Below are 19,250 nucleotides of genomic sequence, written 5' to 3'. Positions count from 1 at the left end.
GGTCGCTCCCGCCCGCATCGCGTCTACCGCGACCGCGACATTGTTGTGCGCGGTCAGCACCAGGATCGGCAGCGCCGGGCGGCGCGCGCGGATTTCGCGGATGAGGCCGGCGGGCTCATAGTCCGGGCTCCACTGGTCGAGCAGGATCGCATCGAGCTGCATCCCGTCCTGCGTGCCGAGCGTCGCGATCGCGGTTTCCCCGTCCGACTCGAAGACGGTGCGCCAGCCCGCACGCGTGGCAAGCGCCGACACCAATCGGCGTTGTGCCGGTTCGTCGTCGATCAGCATCAGCATCGGTACGCCGTCGCGCGTCATCCGGACCCCTCTTAAATGACAGGGGACCGAGCGTAGCGGCGGCGGGTAAAGGCCCGCTTAACCCACCCAAGATTTTCTTGCGCTCCCTTGGGTTGAGGGGAAGCCCCCTTGCCGATAAGGGTTGGCGCTCAACGACCGCATGAGGGGAAGCATTATGGCGTCCAACGACATGAAAAGCGCGAACCAGACCTATTCCGGGTTCGTCGGCCTGGTGAAGTGGGGCACGATCGCCAGCGTGGCGGTGGCTGCCGTGGTGGTGCTGCTGATCTCGAGCTAGGCTGCTCGACAATTTAACGGGGAGGGGGCCGCGATAATGAAAATAGCGGTGGTAAAGGAACAGGCGGCGGGCGAAAGGCGCGTTGCCGCGACGCCGGAAACGGTCAAGAAATTCAAGGCGCTGGGCGCGGACGTGGCAGTGGAGGCCGGATCGGGCCTCACCGCCTCGGTCGCCGACGCCGATTATGCGGCGGCGGGCGCTGTCGTCGCCGACCGCGCGGCCACGCTCGCCGGGGCGGACATCGTCCTTGGCATTCAGGGGCCCGCGCCCGAAAGCCTGGCCGGGGTGAAGCCGGGCGCATGGATCGTCGCGGGCCTCAACCCGTTCGGAGATCGCGCACGGATCGACGCCTATGCGGCGGCGGGGCTGGAAGCGCTGGCGATGGAATTCATGCCGCGCATCACCCGCGCGCAGTCGATGGACATCCTTTCCTCGCAATCGAACCTGTCGGGCTACAAGGCGGTGCTCGACGCCGCGGCAGAATATGGCAAGGCGTTTCCGATGATGATGACCGCCGCGGGTACCGTCTCGGCGGCGAAGGCCTTCGTCATGGGCGTGGGCGTCGCGGGGCTTCAGGCGATCGCGACCGCGCGCCGCCTGGGCGCGCAGGTCAGCGCGACCGACGTGCGTTCGGCGACGAAGGAGCAGATCGAATCGCTCGGCGCCAAGGCGATCTTCGTGGAAAAGGTCGCGGGCATCGAGGGTGAAGGGTCGGGCGGCTACGCCACCGAAATGTCGGACGAATACAAGGCCGCGCAGGCCGAACTCGTTTCCGCCCACATCGCCAAGCAGGACATCGTCATCACGACCGCGCTCATCCCGGGCCGCGCCGCGCCGCGCCTCGTCACCGATGCGCAGATCGCGACGATGAAGCCGGGCAGCGTGATCGTCGACCTCGCGGTCGAACAGGGCGGCAATGTCGAAGGCGCGGTCGCGGGCGAAGTGGTCGAACGCCACGGCGTCAGGATCGTCGGCCATCGCAACGTGCCCTCGCGCCTCGCCACCGACGCATCGGCGCTGTTTTCGCGCAATCTCTACAATTTCCTGTCCGCTTTCTGGGACAAGGAAAAGAACGCGCCGGTGCTGGACGACGAAATCGGCAACGCCATCCGCCTGACGCAGGGCGGCAGGATCGTCAACGAACGCCTGCTGGGCTGACGCCTGCATGACAAGGGCGCGCGCCTGCCAAGGGGGTGGGGGCGCGCGATAGCGGTTCCGCGCGAACGCCCGGACCAAACGGGGAGTAGGAACGATGGACTTCATCTCCATCCTGTCGATTTTCGTGCTGGCGTGTTTCGTCGGCTATTATGTGGTGTGGTCGGTCACCCCGGCGCTCCACACGCCGCTGATGGCGGTCACCAACGCCATTTCGTCGGTCATCATCGTGGGCGCGCTGGTCGCGTCGGCGGAAGCGGGCAGCATCGCGGCCAAGATACTGGGCCTGCTTGCGGTCGTGCTTGCGTCGGTCAACATCTTCGGCGGCTTTGCGGTCACCGAACGCATGCTGGCGATGTACAAGAAGAAGGAGCGCAAGTGATGCACGAACTCGCGCCCGTCTCACCCTTCGTCGCGCTCGCCTATCTGGTCGCGGGCGTCCTTTTCATCCTTGCGCTGCGCGGGCTGTCCAGCCCCGCGACCAGCCGTCGCGGCAATCGCATGGGCATGGTCGGCATGGGCATCGCCGTCGCCACCACGCTCTATACCCATGACGTGGTGAGCCTGCCCGAGATCGTCGGCGCCATCGTCGTGGGCGGCGGCATCGGTTTCGTGATCGCCCGCCGGATCGAAATGACCGCGATGCCGCAACTCGTGGCGGCGTTCCACAGCCTCGTGGGCCTCGCTGCCGTGCTGGTGGGCGCAGCCGCCTATCTCAATCCCGGCGCATTCGGCATTCTCGATCCGCTGACGGACGAAATCCACAACGCCAGCCGGGTCGAAATGGGCCTGGGCGTCGCGATCGGCGCGATCACCTTTTCCGGGTCGATCATCGCCTTCCTCAAGCTGAACGGCAACATGTCGGGCAAGCCGATCATGCTGCCGGGCCGCCACCTCATCAACCTTGCCACGCTCGCCGCCATTCTGGGACTGGTTGCCTATTTCGTGACCGACCAGAGCCCGTGGGTGTTCTGGACCGTGACGGCCTTGAGCTTTATCATCGGTTTCCTGCTCATCATCCCCATCGGCGGCGCGGACATGCCGGTCGTGGTGTCGATGCTGAACAGCTATTCGGGCTGGGCCGCCGCCGCCATGGGCTTCACGCTCGGCAACAGCGCGATGATCATCACCGGCGCGCTGGTCGGGTCTTCCGGCGCGATCCTCTCCTACATCATGTGCAAGGCGATGAACCGCAGCTTCATCAGCGTCATCGCGGGCGGCTTCGGCGCAGAAGCCGGGCCTTCGGGCGGCGGCGCGGCAGCGGTCGACCGCCCCTACAAGCGCGGCAGCGCGGAGGATGCGGCATTCCTGATGAAGCAGGCGGACAGCGTCATCATCGTGCCCGGCTACGGCATGGCCGTATCGCAGGCGCAGCACGCGCTGCGGGAAATGGGCGACCTGCTCAAGAAGGAAGGCGTATCCGTCAAATATGCCATCCACCCGGTCGCGGGCCGGATGCCGGGCCACATGAACGTGCTGCTGGCCGAAGCCAACGTCCCCTATGACGAAGTGTTCGAACTGGAGGACATCAACAGCGAATTCGGTCAGGCCGATGTCGCCTTCGTCATCGGCGCGAACGACGTCACCAACCCGGCGGCCAAGACCGACAAGACATCGCCTATCTACGGGATGCCGATCCTGGACGTCGCCAACGCCAAGTCGGTCCTGTTCGTCAAGCGCTCCATGGGCGGGGCGGGCTATGCCGGTGTCGACAACGAAGTCTTCTACATGGACAACACCATGATGCTGCTGGCCGACGCGAAGAAGATGGTCGAGGAAATCGTCAAGGGGCTTGCCCACTGAGCCGGGCTTCCCCTAACCATGACCGGGACGGCGGAGCGACGCGCTGCGCCGTCCCTTTTCATTTTTCAGGGGGCACAGGGGCATCATGCGCAAACTCGGCCTGATCGGCGGTCTCAGCTGGATCTCGACCGCGCGCTATTACCAGATCATCAACCAGGCCGTGCACCGCGCGAAGGGTGGACAGCACAGTGCGCCGCTGCTGATCGAAAGCCTCGACTTCGCCGATGTCGCCGGATGCGCCACCCAGAACGACTGGGACTGCGCGGCGGAACAGCTCATCGCCTCGGCGCGGCGTCTGGAGCAGGCGGGGGCGCAAGGCCTGCTCATCTGCGCCAACTCCATGCACCGCGTCTACGATCAGGTGCAGGCGCAAATCGGCGTGCCCATCGTCCATATCGCCGAAGTCGTGGGCGCCCAAATGCAGGCGGACGGCGTCGAAAAGGCGGCGCTCATCGGTACGCGCAACGTCATGATGGAAAAATTCTATCGCCAGCGCCTCGTCGCGCACGGCGTCTCGCTGCTGCCCGCCGACATGGAGCTTGCCGAACGGATCGACCGCATCGTCTACGACGAATTGACCGTGGGGAAGGTCAGTCGCGAATCGGAACGTTTCATGAAGTCGGAACTGACCGACATCGCCAAGCAGGACGTGCAGGCCGTCGTCCTTGCCTGCACCGAACTGGAACGCATCGTCGATGTGAAGGCGAACATTCTGCCCATCTACGACTGCACCGGCATTCACGCGAAGGCGGGGGTGGATTTCATATTGGGATAAAGGCCCGGTCGGGCGGGCGGATGGCTTAAGGACTTGCGACTGCCGCAGGGATGCTCGCGGTGCCGACCGCCCGGTCGAATATCGTTGGCGCCGCCTATCCCCCGCTTTCCGGCTCGCCGATCTCCATGTCCGCAAGCGCGAGGCGCAGCAGTTCGGTCATGGCGTTCCGCGCCGCCGCCGTGTCCCGCGCCGCAATCGCCTGCAATACGGCGCGATGGTCGGGCAGGGGGTCGCGCGGCATCATCTGCTTGCGATGCTTGAACTTGGTGGTCCAGCTGACCGCCGCGCCCACCGAACTCGCCAGCGCCGCCAGCGCGTCGTTATGCGTCGCGGCCAGCACCGCATGGTGAAAGCGCTGGTCCGCCGCGCGTCCCTCCGCCGTCGACAGGCCGGCCCGCCCCATGTCGTCGAGCGCGGCGTCCATCACCGCCAGTTGATCCTCGGTGCGCCGCCGCGCTGCAAATTCCGCCGCCGCCGGTTCGATGACGCCGCGCAGTTCGAACAGGTCGCGGATGAAATCCGCATCCGGCTCGCCCGCGAACATCCACGCCAGCATTTCGGGGTCAAGCACATTCCAGCGATATCGCGGCAGCACGCGGGTGCCCGCCTTGGGGCGGCTTTCCAGCATTCCCTTGGAAACGAGGATGCGCACCGCCTCGCGATAGGCAGTGCGTGACACGCCCAGGCGCTCCGACGCTTCGATCTCGCCTTCGAACAGGTCGCCGGGGCGGTGCCGCCCGGTGAGAATGGCGGTGCCCAGATCGCGGGCAATCGCCTGATGGATGCGGAGCGCGCCTTCTTCCGGTCCGTCTTTGCGCGCGCTCGTCATGGCCTGTGTCCCCGCTCCCTCAATCCTCGAACGCAGCCGTAGGGCAATGCCGCCCGCAAAGGAAGGCGTCCGCCACCAGACGCAGCGGCGCAAGGTCCACGTCGATGGCGCGATCCGCCACCAGATCGACGAAGCGGCGATACATGGCGGGATATTCCTCGTCCGGCGCTTTCACCTGCACCGCGCCGTCGAGCCGCAGCATGTTGCCGCCCTCGGACAGGAGCAGGCTGCCCCGGTCGGTCTCGACCGCAATGTCCCACGTTTGCGGGCCGGTCTGCCGCCAGTCGAACACCGCCGCAATCGGCGCGCCCGACGCCGTCGCCATCCGGATTTCCGCACCGATGGGCGCGTCCTTGTTCTGCGGGACTTCCAGCATCGCCGACAGCATCGTCACGGGTTCCGCCACGATCTCGGTCAGAATCGACAACGCGTTGATGCCGGGGTCGAACACGCCGAAGCCGCCCGCTTCCCAGATCCACGGCTGGCCGGGGTGCCAGTGCCGCACATCCTCACGCCATTGTATATCGATGCTCTCGACCGTCCGCTCGCCGATCCAGTCCTTCGCCTGGGCGACGGCGGCGGCGTAGCGGCTGTGCCAGCTGGCATAGAGCGTCACGCCCTGCTGCTGCGCCAGCGATACGAGCGCGTCGACTTCCGATACGGTCGCGCCCGGCGGTTTTTCCATGAACACATGCTTGCCCGCCAGCAACGCCTGCCGCGCCGCATGATAGCGCGCCTGCGGCGGCTGGCACAGGATGACGGCGTCCAGATCCGCCTCGCCCGCCAGCATCGCGCCGAGGTCGGGGTAGTTCGCTACCCCGTCCCCTTGCGCGTTGCGGCTGGCGACGGCGACCAGTTCGATCCCGCCCGTGCGTTCGATCGCGGGCAGATGCTGGTCGCGCGCGATCTTGCCGAGGCCGACGAGCCCTGCCCGGATCGTCATGCGGCGACGCTCAGCTTGCCTTCGACGCGGCGCGTCAGGCCCCAGGGATTGGCTTCCTGAAGCGCGGGCGGCAGCAGCGCGTCGGGCACGTCCTGGTAACAGACCGGCCGCAGGAAACGCATCATCGCCAGCGTGCCGACCGAAGTCGAGCGCCCGTCGGCGGTGGACGGGAAGGGGCCGCCATGCACCATCGCGTGCGTCACCTCGACGCCGGTGGGCCAGCCGTTGGTGAGGATGCGACCGACCTTGCGCGACAATGTGGGCAGCAACGCGGCGGCATGCGCCTCGTCGCCCGATCCGATCTGGAGCGTGGCGGTCAGCTGGCCTTCGAGGCCCGCGATGGTCGCGATCACTTCCTCGATGCTGCCGCAGCGGATGAGGACGGAAGACGATCCGAACACTTCCTCCGCCAGCACCGCATTGCCTTCGAACGTCGCGCGATCGGTGGCGAAGAACGCCGCCTGGCCGCGATTGACGCCGTCCGCTTCCGTGCCGCGCGCGACGGTGGTGACGCCGTCCGCGCCCGCCAGCGCCGCCACGCCCTTTTCATAGGCTTCGTGGATGCCCGGCGTCAGCATGACCTGCGGCGCGGCGCCCGCCATCGCCTGCGCGGCGGCCGCGATGAACGTGTCGAGATCGGGACCGTCGAGTGCGATGACGAGGCCGGGGTTGGTGCAGAACTGGCCTGCGCCCATCGTCAGCGAACCGACGAACGCCGTGCCCATCGCTTCGGCCCGGTCCTGAAGCGCGCCGGGCAGCAGCACGACCGGATTGATCGACGACATTTCGGCATAGACCGGGATCGGTTCCTTGCGTTCCGCCGCGATCTTCATGAGCGCGGTGCCGCCCCCGCGCGAGCCGGTGAAGCCCACCGCCTTGACGCGGGGATCGGCGACCAGCGCGCCGCCCAGCGCGCGGTCGTTGCCGGGCAGGTAGGAAAAGACGCCTTCATGCAGGCCGCACGCCGCGACCGCAGCCTGAATCGCGCGCGCGACCAGCTCGCCGGTGCCGGGGTGGGCGCTGTGTCCCTTGACGATCACCGGCGATCCCGCCGCGAAGGCCGCCGCCGTGTCGCCGCCCGCGACGGAGAAGGCGAGGGGGAAGTTGGACGCGCCGAACACCGCGACCGGGCCGACCGAATGGTTGACCCGGCGCAGGTCCGCGCGAGGCAGCGGCTGGCGATCGGGCATCGCGCGGTCGACGGTGGCGTCGAGCCAGTCGCCCAGGCGCACATAGGACGCAAAGAGGCGCAACTGCCCCACCGTGCGGCCCCGCTCGCCTTCCAGGCGCGCACGCGGCAGGCCGCTTTCGGCCATCGCGGTTTCGATCAGCAGGTCGCCGATGCCGACGATATTGTCGGCGACGGTTTCGATGAAGGTCGCGCGCGCGTCGGGCGACAGGGTCGAAAAGCTGTCGAACGCGGCGTCGGCCAGCGCGGCGGCTTCCTCGACCTCGGCGGGCATCGCGCTCGAAAAGGCGACCTCGCCCTTTTCGCCTGTCGCCGGGTTGATGGCGTGGAAAGGCGTTCCGCTATGGCGCTCGCTCGCGCCGATGAGGATGGCTCCGTTGAACATGGCTGTCTCCTGATGGGGGATCGGAAAAGGCGGGGTCGGGCATCAGATGGCCCGCCGCTCCCCGCCTTTCAATAGAATGACGGTAGCGCTATCAATGATTGTCGCGGGGCAGGCCCATGGTCTGCGCGATCCGCTGATATTTCTCCGCGCCCTCCAGGATCGCGCCGGTGTCGAGCTGTCCGACGACCGAGCGCTGAATTTCCTGCCAGGGAGTCTGCGAGGCGGGATAGCGATAGCCGCCCTCGGCCACCAGCGCGGCGCGGCGGGCGTCCAGTTCCGCATCGGGGATGAGGACGTTCACTTCCCCGGCCTTGAGGTCCATGCGAACCCGGTCGCCGTCCTTCAACAGGGCAAGGCCGCCCATCGCTGCCGCTTCGGGGGAGGCGTTGAGGATGGAGGGGCTTCCGCTCGTGCCCGACTGGCGCCCGTCGCCGATGCACGGCAGCGCCGACACGCCTTCGGTGATGAGGTAGGCGGGCGGGCGCATGTTGACGACTTCCGCCGCGCCCGGATAGCCGATGGGTCCCGCGCCGCGCATGAACATCAGGGTGTCGGGCGTAATGCCGGTGGCCGGATCGTCGATGCGGCGGTGATAATCCTCCGGCCCGTCGAACACGATCGCCTGCCCTTCGAACGCGTCGGGATCGTCGGGGTTGGAAAGGTAGCGATCGCGGAATTCGGCGCTGATGACGCTGGTCTTCATGACGGCGGCGTCGAACAGATTGCCCGTGAGGACCAGGAACCCCGCGTCCTCCATCAGCGGCTGGACGAAGGGACGGATGACCTTTTCGTCGCCGATCTCCACGCCCCGGCAATTGTCGCCCATGGTCTTGCCGTTGACCGTCATCGCGCCCTCGCGAATCAGGCCCTGATCGATCAGCTGGGCCACCACGGCGGGCACGCCACCCGCGCGGTAATAATCCTCCGCCAGATATTCGCCTGCGGGCTGGAGGTTCACCAGCAGCGGGATTTTGTGACCGACCGTTTCCCAGTCCTTGAGCGGCACGTCCACGCCCATATGGCGTGCGATCGCGGTCAGGTGGATGGGCGCGTTGGTCGATCCGCCGATGGCGCTGTTGACCGCGATGGCATTGTGGAACGCGTCCACCGTCATGATGTCGGAAGGCTTGAGGTCTTCATGCACCATTTCGACGATGCGCTTGCCGGTCAGATAGGCCGCTTCCTGCCGGTCGCGATAGGGCGCGGGGATGGCGGCGGAGCCGGGCAGCATCATGCCCAGCGCTTCGGCGAGGCTGTTCATCGTGCTCGCCGTGCCCATCGTGTTGCAATAGCCGGTCGACGGCGCGGACGACGCGACGAGCTTGATGAAGCCTTCGTCGTCGATCTTGCCCGCCGCCAGCAACTGGCGCGCGTGCCACACGATGGTGCCCGATCCCGTGCGCTCCCCCTTGAACCAGCCGTTCAGCATCGGACCGACCGAAAGGGCGATGGCCGGAATGTTGACCGTCGCCGCCGCCATCAGCAGCGCCGGCGTCGTCTTGTCGCACCCGGTCGTCAGGATGACGCCGTCGAGCGGATAGCCGTACATCGCCTCGACAAGGCCGAGATAGGCGAGATTGCGGTCGAGCCCTGCGGTCGGGCGCTTGCCCGTTTCCTGGATCGGGTGGACCGGGAATTCCAGCGCGATGCCGCCCATTTCGCGAATGCCGTCGCGCATCCGTTCCGCCAGTGCCAGATGGTGGCGGTTGCACGGAGACAGGTCGCTGCCGGTCTGGGCGATGCCGATGATCGGCTTGCCGCTGCGCAGTTCGTCCAGGCTGAGGCCGAAATTCAGGTAGCGCTCCAGATACAGCGCGGTCATGTCAATATTGTCTGGGTTGTCGAACCAGGCACGGCTGCGCAATTTGGGGGCGGGCTTGGACGAATCGCTCATGGGGCTTCCTGACGCAGAAAATAGGGGCGCATGGACGCGCTCGCCATTCCGATATACTCATACATATTCCATTTCAAGGACCGGAAACGCCATGGCGCGCCGCACCGACGATTTTTCTCCCCCGACCGATCCTGCAATCCGCTTCGCCATCCTCGGCGACTGGGGCACCACCCGGCTGCGCTTGTTCCGGGTGGAGGAGGGGCGTGTCGTGGACCGCGTAACGGGTCCGGGCATCGGCCAGGTCGGCGGCGCGGCGGAAGCGGCGCTGGCTGCGGCGCTCGAACCGTGGATGGAGCGGGGGGGGGCGAGCGGGCTGACGCTTTGCGGCATGGCGGGCGCGCGCGACGGTTGGCACGAAGCGCCCTACGCCCCATGCCCCGCCGACGCTGCGGCATGGGCGGGGCAGGCCGTGCGCTTCGACTGGCGCGGCATGCGGGTGGCGATCCTGGCGGGCCTTGCGTGCGAGGGCGTCGACGGCCTTCCCGACGTGATGCGCGGCGAGGAAACGCAGATATTCGGCGCCTGCCGGATCGACCCGGCGCTGGCGCACGGACGGCGCACCCTCATCCTGCCGGGTACGCACAACAAATGGTGCGCGATGGAGGATGGCCGCCTGCTGTCCTTCCGCACCGTGCCGACCGGCGAACTCTTCGCGCTCCTGCGCCACCGTTCGACGCTCGCGCCGCCGTCGGGCGCGGTGTCCGATCCCGTCGCGCAGGAGGATGGCTTTGCCGAGGGGCTCGAGCGCGCAGGCGCGGGCAAGCTGTTGCCTTCGCTGTTCGCCGCCCGCGCCATGCGCCTTCGGGCCGGGCGGCCCGACGACTGGGCGGCGGGCTATCTGTCGGGCATCCTCATCGGCTGCGAGGTTGCAGATATGCTGGCGATGCTGGGGGAGGCGGACGATATCACGCTCATCGGTGACGAAAGCCTGACCGGGCGCTACGCTCGCGCGCTGGGCGCGGCGGGTCGCCCGGCTCGGACGATGGATGGCGACGCCTGCGCGCTGGCAGGCCTTCAATCGGCAGGAGAATATGCATGACGCTCGACCAGTTGCTTGCCGACGGTGCGCCGCCGGTCTGCGCCATCCTGCGCGGCATCCGCCCGCACGAAGCGCTCGACATAGGCGCGGCCCTGATCTCTGCGGGCATCCATATTCTCGAAGTGCCCCTCAATTCGCCCGATCCGCTTGCCAGCATCGCCGCGATGCAGGACGCCTTCGGCGATCGCGCGCTGATCGGCGGGGGCACGGTGTTGAGCGTCGCAGCGGTCGAGGCGCTCCATGGCGCGGGCGGACGCATCATGGTGACGCCCAACACCGATCCCGCCGTCATCGCGCGGGGCGCGGCGCTGGGCCTCGATCTGCTGCCCGGTTTCATGACGCCAAGCGAAGCCTTCGCCGCCATCGCCGCCGGGGCGCGCCGGATCAAGCTGTTTCCCGCAGCGCGGCTGGGCGGCGATTATGTGAAGGCGGTGCGCGACGTCTTGCCGCGCGATGTCGGTGTCTGGGCGGTGGGGGGCACGGGCGCGGACACTGTCGGCGCATGGCTGGAGGCGGGATGCGAGGGCATTGGCGTCGGCGGCGCGCTCTACCGTGCCGGGGACGACGCTGAACTGGTGGGCGAGCGCGCCCGTGCGCTCGTCTCGGCGTGGCGCACGCTCGGCTGAAACATGGCAGGGGCGGGCGGCCTTACTCCGCGCCTTCCGGCTCGGCGATGGGACGGTCGAGCAGCGCCCGCACTCGCGCGGCCAGATCGGCATAGGTGAACGGCTTGGGCAACAAGTCGATCCCCGCGTCCAGCCGACCGTCATGGACGATGGCATCGCGGGCGTAGCCGCTGGTGAACAGCACCTTGAGGTCGGGCCGGCGTGCATGGACCGCGTCGGCCAGGTCGGCGCCGGTCATCCCGCCCGGCAGCACCACGTCCGTGAACAGCAGGTCGATCTCCTCCTGCGCCTTTTCCAGTTCGGCGAGCGCGGACGGCCCGTCTTCCGCCGGCAGCACCCGGTATCCCAGTTCGCTCAGCACCTCGACCGAATAGGCGCGCACCGCCTCGTCATCTTCGCACAGCAGGATCACCTCATGCCCCTGCGGCGGCGTGTCGGCGGTCCCTGCGGGAGAGAGCGGCGGCATGTCGGCTCCATCGGCGTGGCGCGGCAGGTACAGGCGCACGCTGGTGCCATGCCCCGGTTCCGACGCCACCTGCATCTGCCCGCCCGACTGGCGGATGAAGCCATAGACCATCGACAGGCCGAGCCCGGTGCCGCGCCCTACTTCCTTGGTGGTGAAAAACGGCTCGATGGCGTGAGCCAGCGTCTGCGCATCCATGCCCTCGCCCGTGTCCGCGACTTCGATTAGCACATGGGGACCGGGTGCGATGGTCTCTCCATTATCGTCTTCGCGCGCCTCGACGTGGCAATTTTCGACCCGGATGGTCAGCGCGCCGCCTTCGGGCATCGCATCCCTCGCGTTGACCGCAAGGTTCAGCAGCGCATTTTCCATCTGGTTGACATCGACCTCCACCGGCCAGGCGTCCGGTGCCTCGACCGTGTGCACTGCGATCGTCTCGCCCAGCGTCCGGCGCAGCAGTTCGGACATGCCCGCGACCAGCCGGTTGGGGTCGGCCCGGCGCGGGTCGAGCGGCTGGCGACGCGAAAAGGCAAGCAGCCGCTGCGTCAGCACCGCCGCCTTGTCCGCACCCGCCATCGCCCGTTCCACCATGGCGCGCAATCGCACGGCATCGGACGGCAATCCCCGCCGCAACAGGTCAAGGTTGCCGCACACCACCTGAAGCAGATTGTTGAAATCATGCGCGACACCGCCGGTCAGCTGGCCCAGCGTCTCCATCTTCTGCGCCTGCCGCAGCGCCGCTTCGGCTTCGGCGAGCTTGTGGGCATGGTCGCGCTGCTCGGTCACGTCGCGCGCAACGCAATAGAGCAGGTCGCCTTCCGGCACCGCCGTCCAGCTGAACGTGCGATAATCGCCCGACTTGGTGCGGAACCGGTTGTCGAAGCGCAGGACGGGGATGCCGGCGGAAAGGCTCTCGATCTGCTCGCGGGTGTCGGCCCGGTCGTCGGGATGCTCCATCCATTCCGACGTTCGACCGACAAGCTCCGCCTCGCTCCACCCGAGCAGTTCCGTCCAGGCCGGACTGACCGCCAGCCACACGCCCGCCGCATCGGCGATCAGGAACGGGTCCCGCGCCAGTGCCCAGAGCCGGTTGCGGTCGGCGCGCATCGCGCGTTCGCCCCGCACCCGCTGCGTCGTTTCGCTGACGATGCAAAGCACGCCGCCGATGGACCCGTCCGCTTCGTAGACGGGCGAATAGCTGATGTCGAAGAAGACCTCCTCGCCCTGTCCGCCGTCCCGCTCGATATAGAAGGGCCGGTCCTTGGCATGGATCGTCTCGCCCTTTTCCAGCACGGACCGCAGCAGCGGCTCGAGGTCGTCCCACAATTCCGCCCAGCCTTCGCGCGCCGGTCGGCCCAGCGCGCGCGGGTGCTTGTCGCCGATGGTCGGGGCATAGGCTTCGTTATAGAGCGCGCACAGATCCGGCCCCCAGAACAACACGATCTCCGCGCGCGACGACAGAAGAAGCCGCACCGTCGAAACGAGCGCGGGAGACCATCCGGCCACGGGGCCGAGCGGCGACGACTTGTCGATCGCAGCGGTCAGGGCGCCCAGCGGCCCCTGTGTCGCCATCATCGCGGCGGTGTCCGCCGTTCGGTCCGTCATGGGAAGTCCCTGTGTTTCGGCATCCTCTTCATGCTCTTCATACGTCTTCCCGACCCAATTGGTTTCCCGCCCATCGCACAGGTGGGACGAACTGACCCATTCGGCCCGCTTGAAAAGGCGCGGGGTTGGGCGCATGGACCCGGCATGACCCGCGCATCCCGCTTTTCCGCGCCGCGCCCGCAGGCCATTGGCCGCTGGCTGCTCGGCGTCGCCGCCCTCGTTTTTTGCATGGTCGTGGTGGGCGGCATCACCCGCCTGACCGAATCCGGCCTGTCGATCACGCAATGGAAGCCGATCACAGGCGCGATCCCGCCGCTCACCCACGACCAGTGGATGGATGCCTTTCGCCTCTACCAGCAGATCCCCGAATATCGGGAGATCAACCGGGGCATGAGCCTGTCCGATTTCCAGTTCATCTTTTTCTGGGAATGGCTTCACCGCCTGCTCGGTCGCGTCATCGGACTGGCGTTCGCGGTGCCGCTCATCTGGTTCGCGTGGACGCGGGCGATCCCGCGGGGCTATGGCCCGCGCCTCGTCGCGCTGCTGGCGCTGGGCGGATTGCAGGGAGCCATCGGTTGGTGGATGGTGAAGTCGGGCCTGTCGGTCCGTACGGATGTCAGCCACTATCGCCTCGCCGTCCATCTCCTCACCGCTCTGTTCATCATGGGCGGACTCATCTGGACCGCGCTCGACCTTTTCGCGCTCGCTCGTTCGCCCTCCGCCCGCCCTGCGCGCCTTCGGCCCGTCGCGCTGGTCGTTCTGCTGCTGCTCGCGGTCCAGCTGATGCTGGGCGCATTCACCGCCGGGCTGGACGCGGGCTATGTGTCGAACAGCTGGCCGCTGATGAACGACCGTCTCGTGCCCGAAGGGATCAGCTGGATGGGATCGCTCTGGACCACGGTGTCGAGCGACCCCTATCTCGTCCACTTCCTCCATCGCTGGTGGGCGTGGGTCGCGGCGGCGGGCCTGTTCCTGCTCGCCGCGCGCGCGAAGCGGGCGGGGGAGCGTCGCGCCGCGATCGCCGTCCACGCCAGCGTCGGCACGCAGATCGCGCTCGGCATCGCCACGGTGGTAAGCGGCATCGCCCTGCCGCTCGCGGTGCTGCACCAGGCGGTCGGCGCGCTGGTGGTGGCCTCCGCCGCCTTCGCCGCCCATGCGGTGGGCACGCGGCGCGCATGATCCGCGCGCTCCTGGCGCTGGCGGCGCTTGCGGTTCCGGCAACGGCTTTCGCCGAAACCGTCGCGATCCCCTTCGCGCCGCCGCTGGGCAAGGCGTTGCACTACCGCATCGACCAGCACCGCGCGCTCGCCGACCGGCCCTTCCATTTCGTAACCGACCGGGATGTGCGGTTCGAGAAGGAGGGCGATGTCCTCCTCCTCGTCGCGACCTTGCGCCGGCTCGACACCGATGCGCCGTCCGCGCAGGCCGCGCCCTATCGCGCCGCGTTGCAGCCGCTGACCGGGGTCGAGATGCGCTTCGTTCTCGATCCTGCCGGGCGGATCGCTTCGCTGCGCGACGGCGACGCGGTGTGGGCGAAGGTGACGGGCGGCCTTGCCGACATGTTGCGCACCCTGCCGGAAAAGAGCGAGGACCGCGCCGCCGCGCTTCGCGTCAGGGCGCTGTTCGACAGCCTGGGAGCGGAAGGGCGCATCGCGCTGCTTGCCGGGGAATATCAGCCGCTGTTCCTCTTTGCCGGCTCCGGCGTGGAGGACGGACCGGGCCGGGGCGTGCGCACCGTCGCCGGCAGCCCGCTAGCCCGCCCGGTGCCGGTCGAAGGCACGCTGCGCGTCACCGGGCGTGCTCCCGACGCGCTCGACCTGGAGGAAAAGCTGGCCGGGCAGGGGGTGGAACTGGGCGTCCGCTATCGCCTTTCCACCGTCACGGGCCTTGTCGAACGGCAGGACCGCACGCTTGCGGCAGGGCCCCGGACCTTGACCGAAAACCGCACCCTTACACCCGCCGATTAGCCGAAGGTATTATTTTACCCGTCGCCAATCGCCCCGAATCTCTTGACTTCCATGGCCATCTCCATCATCAGCGCCCCACTTCCGGGTGTCGGCAACGACGCCAGGTTCCTTTTTATCGTTTGGAGCATAAGCACCATGAAGGCGCTGATGAAGACCACCAAGCCGGCGACCCCGGCCACGGTCGAAAAGAAGTGGATCCTGATCGACGCGGAAGGTCTCGTCGTCGGCCGCCTCGCCTCGACCGTCGCAAACATCCTGCGCGGCAAGCACAAGACGTCCTTCACCCCCCATGTCGATTGCGGTGACAATGTCATCATCATCAACGCGGCAAAGGTGAAGTTCACGGGCCGCAAGCTGACCGACAAGGTCTATTACAAGCACACCGGCTATGCCGGCGGCATCAAGGAAACGACGCCTGCCAAGATCCTGGAAGGCCGCTTTCCCGAGCGCGTCCTGGAAAAGGCCGTCGAGCGTATGATCCCCCGCGGTCCGCTGGGTCGCCAGCAGATGCGCAACCTGCGTATCTTCGCCGGTGCCGACCATGTCCATGAAGCCCAGAACCCCGAAGTGCTCGACTTCGCGTCGCGCAACCGCAAGAACAAGGTGGGTGCATAATGTCCGATAACCGCCAGTCCCTGTCCGACCTCGCGTCGCTGACCGCCAACGCTCCCGCTCCTGCCGCCGCTGCCGACGCACCGGCTGCCGCGCCCGTCGAAGGCGGCGAAGCGCCTGCCGCTCCGGTTCAGCCCTCCGCCCCGCTGCGCGCGCAGGAAATCGACGGCCTCGGTCGCGCCTATGCCACCGGCCGCCGCAAGGACGCCGTCGCCCGCGTCTGGGTAAAGCCCGGCACCGGCAAGATCACGGTCAACGGTCGCGATCAGGAAATCTATTTCGCCCGTCCGACCCTGCGTCTCGTCATCAACCAGCCGTTCGGCGTGACCGAGCGCGAAGGCCAGTATGACGTGATCTGCACCGTCAAGGGCGGTGGCCTTTCGGGTCAGGCCGGCGCGGTCAAGCACGGCATCGCCCAGGCGCTCAGCAAATATGAGCCGGCGCTGCGCAGCGCGGTCAAGGCCGAAGGCTTCCTGACCCGCGACAGCCGCGTCGTCGAACGTAAGAAGTACGGCAAGGCGAAGGCCCGCCGCAGCTTCCAGTTCTCGAAGCGCTGATCGTTTCGATACCGTTACAAAAAAGGGGCCGGTTATCCGGCCCCTTTTTTGTTGTCCTGAAAATATGCGTTCAGCTGTCTACTTCGTTGTCTCGGAACCGGCGTCCTGCGGCACCGCCACCTCCACCGCGCCCGCCGCGATCTTCACCGTCGCGGGTGTCTTCGCCAGCACTTCCCCGTCGATGGAGATGCGTTGGCGGGGCTTGGTATCGATGCGGAAGCAGGTGCCGTGAAACTCCTCGGTATGGCTGTTCTTGTCCCGCAGCTTCACGAACTTTGCGTACCAGTCCCAGGCGAGACGAGGCTTGCTGCGGCCTACGACCGCCTGGATGACGATCTTCCCCGTATCGACCGCCGCCGAATCGGACAATTCGACGCCGCCATGATAGGGGCCGTTGAGGACGCGGACTTCGGTCGACCACATCCGGCGTTCCTTCTCGCCATCGTCGATGACCAGGCGAAAGGCGCGGAACCCGACCGAGCATTTCACCGCCCAGAGCAGATAGCCCACTCTCCCCAGATAGCGCTTCAGCTTATGCGGCACCGTCCGCCCGATGATGGGCGACAGGCCGAGCGATGCGGCATTCACGAAATAGTCGCGGTCGATCATGCCCAGGTCCACGCGCCGCCGCTTGCCGGTCGCGATGGCCTTGACCGCGCCGTCGATGTCCAGCGGCAGGCCCAACGTCCGGGCAAAGCTGTTCGCGGTGCCGAGCGGCAGCACGCCGAACACGCAATCCTTGCCGACCAGTTCGTCGACCGTGCCGGACAACGAACCGTCGCCGCCGCCCACGATCACCATCGGCGCGCCGTCGGCCACTGCCTTTGCCACCGTCGATGCCATCTGTTCGGGGTCGTCGACTGCGTGGGCCGCGATCAGGCGCACGCCCGCCGCCTCCAGCTTGTCGCGCGCCTGCTCGAAATGATCCTGGCCGCGCCGACTGTGCGCATTGACGATCAGCACGGCGTCCTTGGGAAGTGGCTTCGTTTCCATGCCGCAATAACACGGGCGCCCGGATTAAGGTCCGCGTGGAAACCATCGGCGAAGGATTCGTTTCCTTACCCATGGTCCGCATCGCTCATCTGTCCGACATCCACTTCGGCGCGAACGATCCCCGCATCGTCGACGCCGCCACCGCCTGGCTGGAGGAACGGCGTCCCGACCTCGTCGTCATCAGCGGCGATTTCACGCAGCGGGCGCGGGTCGGCCAGTTTCGCGCCGCGTCCGGCTGGCTCAACCGGTTGCGCGCTTCGGGGCTGCGCACGCTGGTCGTGCCGGGCAATCACGACATCCCGCTCTACGATGTGGTCCGACGCTTCGTCGCTCCGCTTGACCGCTACGAACGCTATATCAGCAACGTCCTTTGTCCCTGGTATGAGGATGACGAGGTTGCAATCCTGGGCCTCAACACGGCCCGCTCGCTGACGATCAAGGACGGGCGAATCAACCACGACCAGCTCGATCTGCTCCGTGAACGGTTCGCGCCCGTCGCTCGGGACAAGACCCGTATCCTCGTCACCCACCATCCGCTCTTCGCGATGCCCATCGGCAAGGGCAACGAACTGAGCGAAGCGGTCGGTCGGCATGACGACGCCATCAAGGCGGTGTGCGAGGCGGGGGTGCATGTCGCGCTTGCGGGGCATTTCCATCGCACCTATGCGGAAGCGGCGGAAAAGATGGTCGATCACAGCGGCGGCGCGCTGGTGATCCAGGCGGGCACCGCCACCTCGACGCGTCTTCGCAACGAGGAACCGCAAAGCTTCAACTGGTTGCATGTCCGCCGCAACAACCGGATGGAGTTGCAGGTCATCGTCTGGGACGGCAACGCCTTCCGCCGCGCGAGCCATGTCGAATATTGCCGCCACGGCGTGGACTGGGGCCACCGCGACATGATCGATCCACCCACGGTCGGCTCCTCAGCGGCGCACCATGCCCGTGCCTAGCCTTTGGTCTTGAGCGCGGCGGCCAGCGAAACCGTGGCGCTTCCCCGCCGGGCGGGTTTGGCTTGGCTGGCGTCAGGCTTCCATCCGGACAGATAGACCACCGCCATCTGTTCCGCCGTCCGTCCGTCCGGGTCGGCTGCCTCGGCAAAATGCGCCGCCGCGCGCATGATCGTGGTGCGGGTAAGCGACGGCGCGCGCGTCGACAACACATTGCCCGACCCCATGCCGCGAAGGTCGTGCATCAGCCGCAACACGTCGCCATAGCGGATGGTCAGCACGTCCCCGTCCGCCACCGGCATGGCAAAGCCCGCCCGGCCGAGCAGGTCGCCCGCCGACCGCACGTCGACCTGTGGGTGCGCATGCTGGCCCGGCCGATCGCCCTCCGCCGCCAGCAGCGCGCTCTTGAGCCGGGACAGGCTGCCAGCGCCGCTGAACGCCGCCAGCATCAACCCGTCGGGCCGCAGGATGCGCTGCATCAGGATAAGCGCGCCGGGCAGATCGTTGACGCTGTCCAGCGTGCCGCAGGCGACGATCAGGTCGAAACTCTCGTCGGCAAAGGGCAGCGCGTCTTCATCGACCTGCATCCCGCCGTTCGTCCGGGCCGCCAGAAAGCCCGGATCGGCGCACGCCACTCGCTTGCCCATCGCCTCCAGCGCCGCTCGCGCGCTGCCGTCGGGCGTTCCGATCACCAGCGCTTCGGGCAGGGGGCGCTGCACGTCGCCCAGCCGGTCGAGCAGTTCGTCCAGCATCGCGCGATACAGGAAGTCGTGCGCGGCAAAGCGCGGCATCATCCGGTCGCGCTGGCGGGCGCGGCGGGCGCGGTCGAATATGTCGGGGTGGTCGTCCATGGCGGGCCTTGTGCAGAAGGCGGGA

20 protein-coding genes are annotated in these 19,250 nt (G+C 67.4%); 12 read left to right on the top strand and 8 right to left on the bottom strand.

Annotated features, from left to right (window positions below):
• The coding region (locus tag DI606_RS05265; RefSeq protein ID WP_293980350.1) for a response regulator at positions 1–315 on the bottom strand (315 nt) is incomplete at its 3' end.
• Positions 316–469: 154 nt separating this feature from the next.
• Here DI606_RS05265 and DI606_RS05260 point away from each other — a divergent pair.
• The 5 genes from DI606_RS05260 to DI606_RS05240 all read left to right on the top strand — a co-directional run bounded on the left by DI606_RS05260 (position 470) and on the right by DI606_RS05240 (position 4,325).
• The gene (locus DI606_RS05260) at positions 470–592 is read left to right on the top strand and encodes an aa3-type cytochrome c oxidase subunit IV (RefSeq protein ID WP_293980348.1); all 123 of its coding nucleotides are present in this window, start codon (positions 470–472) and stop codon (positions 590–592) included.
• 36 nt (positions 593–628) lie between these two features.
• Positions 629–1,750 carry an NAD(P) transhydrogenase subunit alpha gene (locus tag DI606_RS05255; protein WP_293980347.1) on the top strand — a complete coding sequence of 374 codons (1,122 nt, stop codon included), beginning with the start codon at positions 629–631 and terminating at the stop codon, positions 1,748–1,750.
• A gap of 94 nt (positions 1,751–1,844) precedes the next feature.
• On the top strand, positions 1,845–2,129 hold the full coding sequence (locus DI606_RS05250) for an NAD(P) transhydrogenase subunit alpha (RefSeq protein ID WP_293980346.1): 285 nt from the start codon (positions 1,845–1,847) through the stop codon (positions 2,127–2,129).
• A complete protein-coding gene (locus DI606_RS05245) occupies positions 2,129–3,550 on the top strand; it encodes an NAD(P)(+) transhydrogenase (Re/Si-specific) subunit beta (RefSeq protein ID WP_293980345.1) in 1,422 nt (473 codons plus the stop codon). The genes DI606_RS05250 and DI606_RS05245 overlap by 1 nt, the downstream gene beginning before the upstream one ends.
• An 85-nt stretch (positions 3,551–3,635) precedes the next feature.
• Entirely contained in the window at positions 3,636–4,325 is a 690-nt protein-coding gene (locus DI606_RS05240; RefSeq protein ID WP_293980343.1) for an amino acid racemase, read from the top strand.
• A 94-nt stretch (positions 4,326–4,419) separates the two neighbouring features.
• Here the strand turns inward: DI606_RS05240 and DI606_RS05235 are convergent, their stop codons facing one another.
• The 4 genes from DI606_RS05235 to DI606_RS05220 all read right to left on the bottom strand — a co-directional run bounded on the left by DI606_RS05235 (position 4,420) and on the right by DI606_RS05220 (position 9,565).
• Positions 4,420–5,154 carry a FadR/GntR family transcriptional regulator gene (locus DI606_RS05235; protein ID WP_293980342.1) on the bottom strand — a complete coding sequence of 245 codons (735 nt, stop codon included), beginning with the start codon at positions 5,152–5,154 and terminating at the stop codon, positions 4,420–4,422.
• Positions 5,155–5,173: 19 nt separating this feature from the next.
• Positions 5,174–6,097, bottom strand: a complete 924-nt coding sequence (locus DI606_RS05230) for a Gfo/Idh/MocA family oxidoreductase (RefSeq protein ID WP_293980341.1) — start codon at positions 6,095–6,097, stop codon at positions 5,174–5,176.
• Entirely contained in the window at positions 6,094–7,671 is a 1,578-nt protein-coding gene (locus DI606_RS05225; protein ID WP_293980340.1) for an aldehyde dehydrogenase (NADP(+)), read from the bottom strand. The genes DI606_RS05230 and DI606_RS05225 overlap by 4 nt, the downstream gene beginning before the upstream one ends.
• Positions 7,672–7,762: 91 nt before the next feature.
• The gene (locus DI606_RS05220) at positions 7,763–9,565 is read right to left on the bottom strand and encodes an IlvD/Edd family dehydratase (RefSeq protein ID WP_293980339.1); all 1,803 of its coding nucleotides are present in this window, start codon (positions 9,563–9,565) and stop codon (positions 7,763–7,765) included.
• 91 nt (positions 9,566–9,656) lie between these two features.
• Between DI606_RS05220 and DI606_RS05215 the strand changes: the two genes are divergently transcribed.
• On the top strand, positions 9,657–10,604 hold the full coding sequence (locus DI606_RS05215) for a 2-dehydro-3-deoxygalactonokinase (protein WP_293980338.1): 948 nt from the start codon (positions 9,657–9,659) through the stop codon (positions 10,602–10,604).
• Entirely contained in the window at positions 10,601–11,230 is a 630-nt protein-coding gene (locus DI606_RS05210; RefSeq protein ID WP_293980336.1) for a 2-dehydro-3-deoxy-6-phosphogalactonate aldolase, read from the top strand. The genes DI606_RS05215 and DI606_RS05210 overlap by 4 nt, the downstream gene beginning before the upstream one ends.
• A 22-nt stretch (positions 11,231–11,252) precedes the next feature.
• On the opposite strand, the gene DI606_RS05205 is transcribed toward DI606_RS05210, so the two are convergent.
• A complete protein-coding gene (locus DI606_RS05205) occupies positions 11,253–13,433 on the bottom strand; it encodes a PAS domain-containing sensor histidine kinase (RefSeq protein WP_293980334.1) in 2,181 nt (726 codons plus the stop codon).
• Between the two features lie 9 nt (positions 13,434–13,442).
• Between DI606_RS05205 and DI606_RS05200 the strand changes: the two genes are divergently transcribed.
• From DI606_RS05200 to rpsI, 4 genes are all read left to right on the top strand, one after another.
• Positions 13,443–14,477: a COX15/CtaA family protein gene (locus DI606_RS05200; RefSeq protein ID WP_293980333.1), complete on the top strand. Its 1,035-nt coding sequence runs from the start codon at positions 13,443–13,445 to the stop codon at positions 14,475–14,477.
• Positions 14,474–15,265 (top strand): hypothetical protein, encoded by a 792-nt coding sequence (locus tag DI606_RS05195; protein WP_293980332.1) that lies wholly within the window; start codon positions 14,474–14,476, stop codon positions 15,263–15,265. Before DI606_RS05200 ends, DI606_RS05195 begins: the two co-directional genes overlap by 4 nt.
• A 135-nt stretch (positions 15,266–15,400) precedes the next feature.
• On the top strand, positions 15,401–15,880 hold the full coding sequence (gene rplM / locus DI606_RS05190; protein ID WP_293980330.1) for a 50S ribosomal protein L13: 480 nt from the start codon (positions 15,401–15,403) through the stop codon (positions 15,878–15,880).
• The gene (rpsI, locus tag DI606_RS05185) at positions 15,880–16,434 is read left to right on the top strand and encodes a 30S ribosomal protein S9 (protein ID WP_293980328.1); all 555 of its coding nucleotides are present in this window, start codon (positions 15,880–15,882) and stop codon (positions 16,432–16,434) included. Before rplM ends, rpsI begins: the two co-directional genes overlap by 1 nt.
• A 78-nt stretch (positions 16,435–16,512) precedes the next feature.
• Here rpsI and DI606_RS05180 read toward each other — a convergent pair whose 3' ends face one another.
• Positions 16,513–17,427 (bottom strand): diacylglycerol kinase family protein, encoded by a 915-nt coding sequence (locus tag DI606_RS05180; RefSeq protein ID WP_293980326.1) that lies wholly within the window; start codon positions 17,425–17,427, stop codon positions 16,513–16,515.
• A 71-nt stretch (positions 17,428–17,498) separates the two neighbouring features.
• Between DI606_RS05180 and DI606_RS05175 the strand changes: the two genes are divergently transcribed.
• Entirely contained in the window at positions 17,499–18,377 is an 879-nt protein-coding gene (locus DI606_RS05175) for a metallophosphoesterase (RefSeq protein WP_293980324.1), read from the top strand.
• Here DI606_RS05175 and DI606_RS05170 read toward each other — a convergent pair.
• On the bottom strand, positions 18,374–19,225 hold the full coding sequence (locus DI606_RS05170; RefSeq protein WP_293980323.1) for a methyltransferase domain-containing protein: 852 nt from the start codon (positions 19,223–19,225) through the stop codon (positions 18,374–18,376). The genes DI606_RS05175 and DI606_RS05170 overlap by 4 nt on opposite strands.
• Positions 19,226–19,250 lie beyond the last annotated feature (25 nt).

It is taken from the genome of Sphingobium sp., assembly GCF_003248505.1.
Lineage (GTDB): Bacteria > Pseudomonadota > Alphaproteobacteria > Sphingomonadales > Sphingomonadaceae > Sphingobium.
This window is presented reverse-complemented; position numbering and strand designations above follow the sequence as displayed.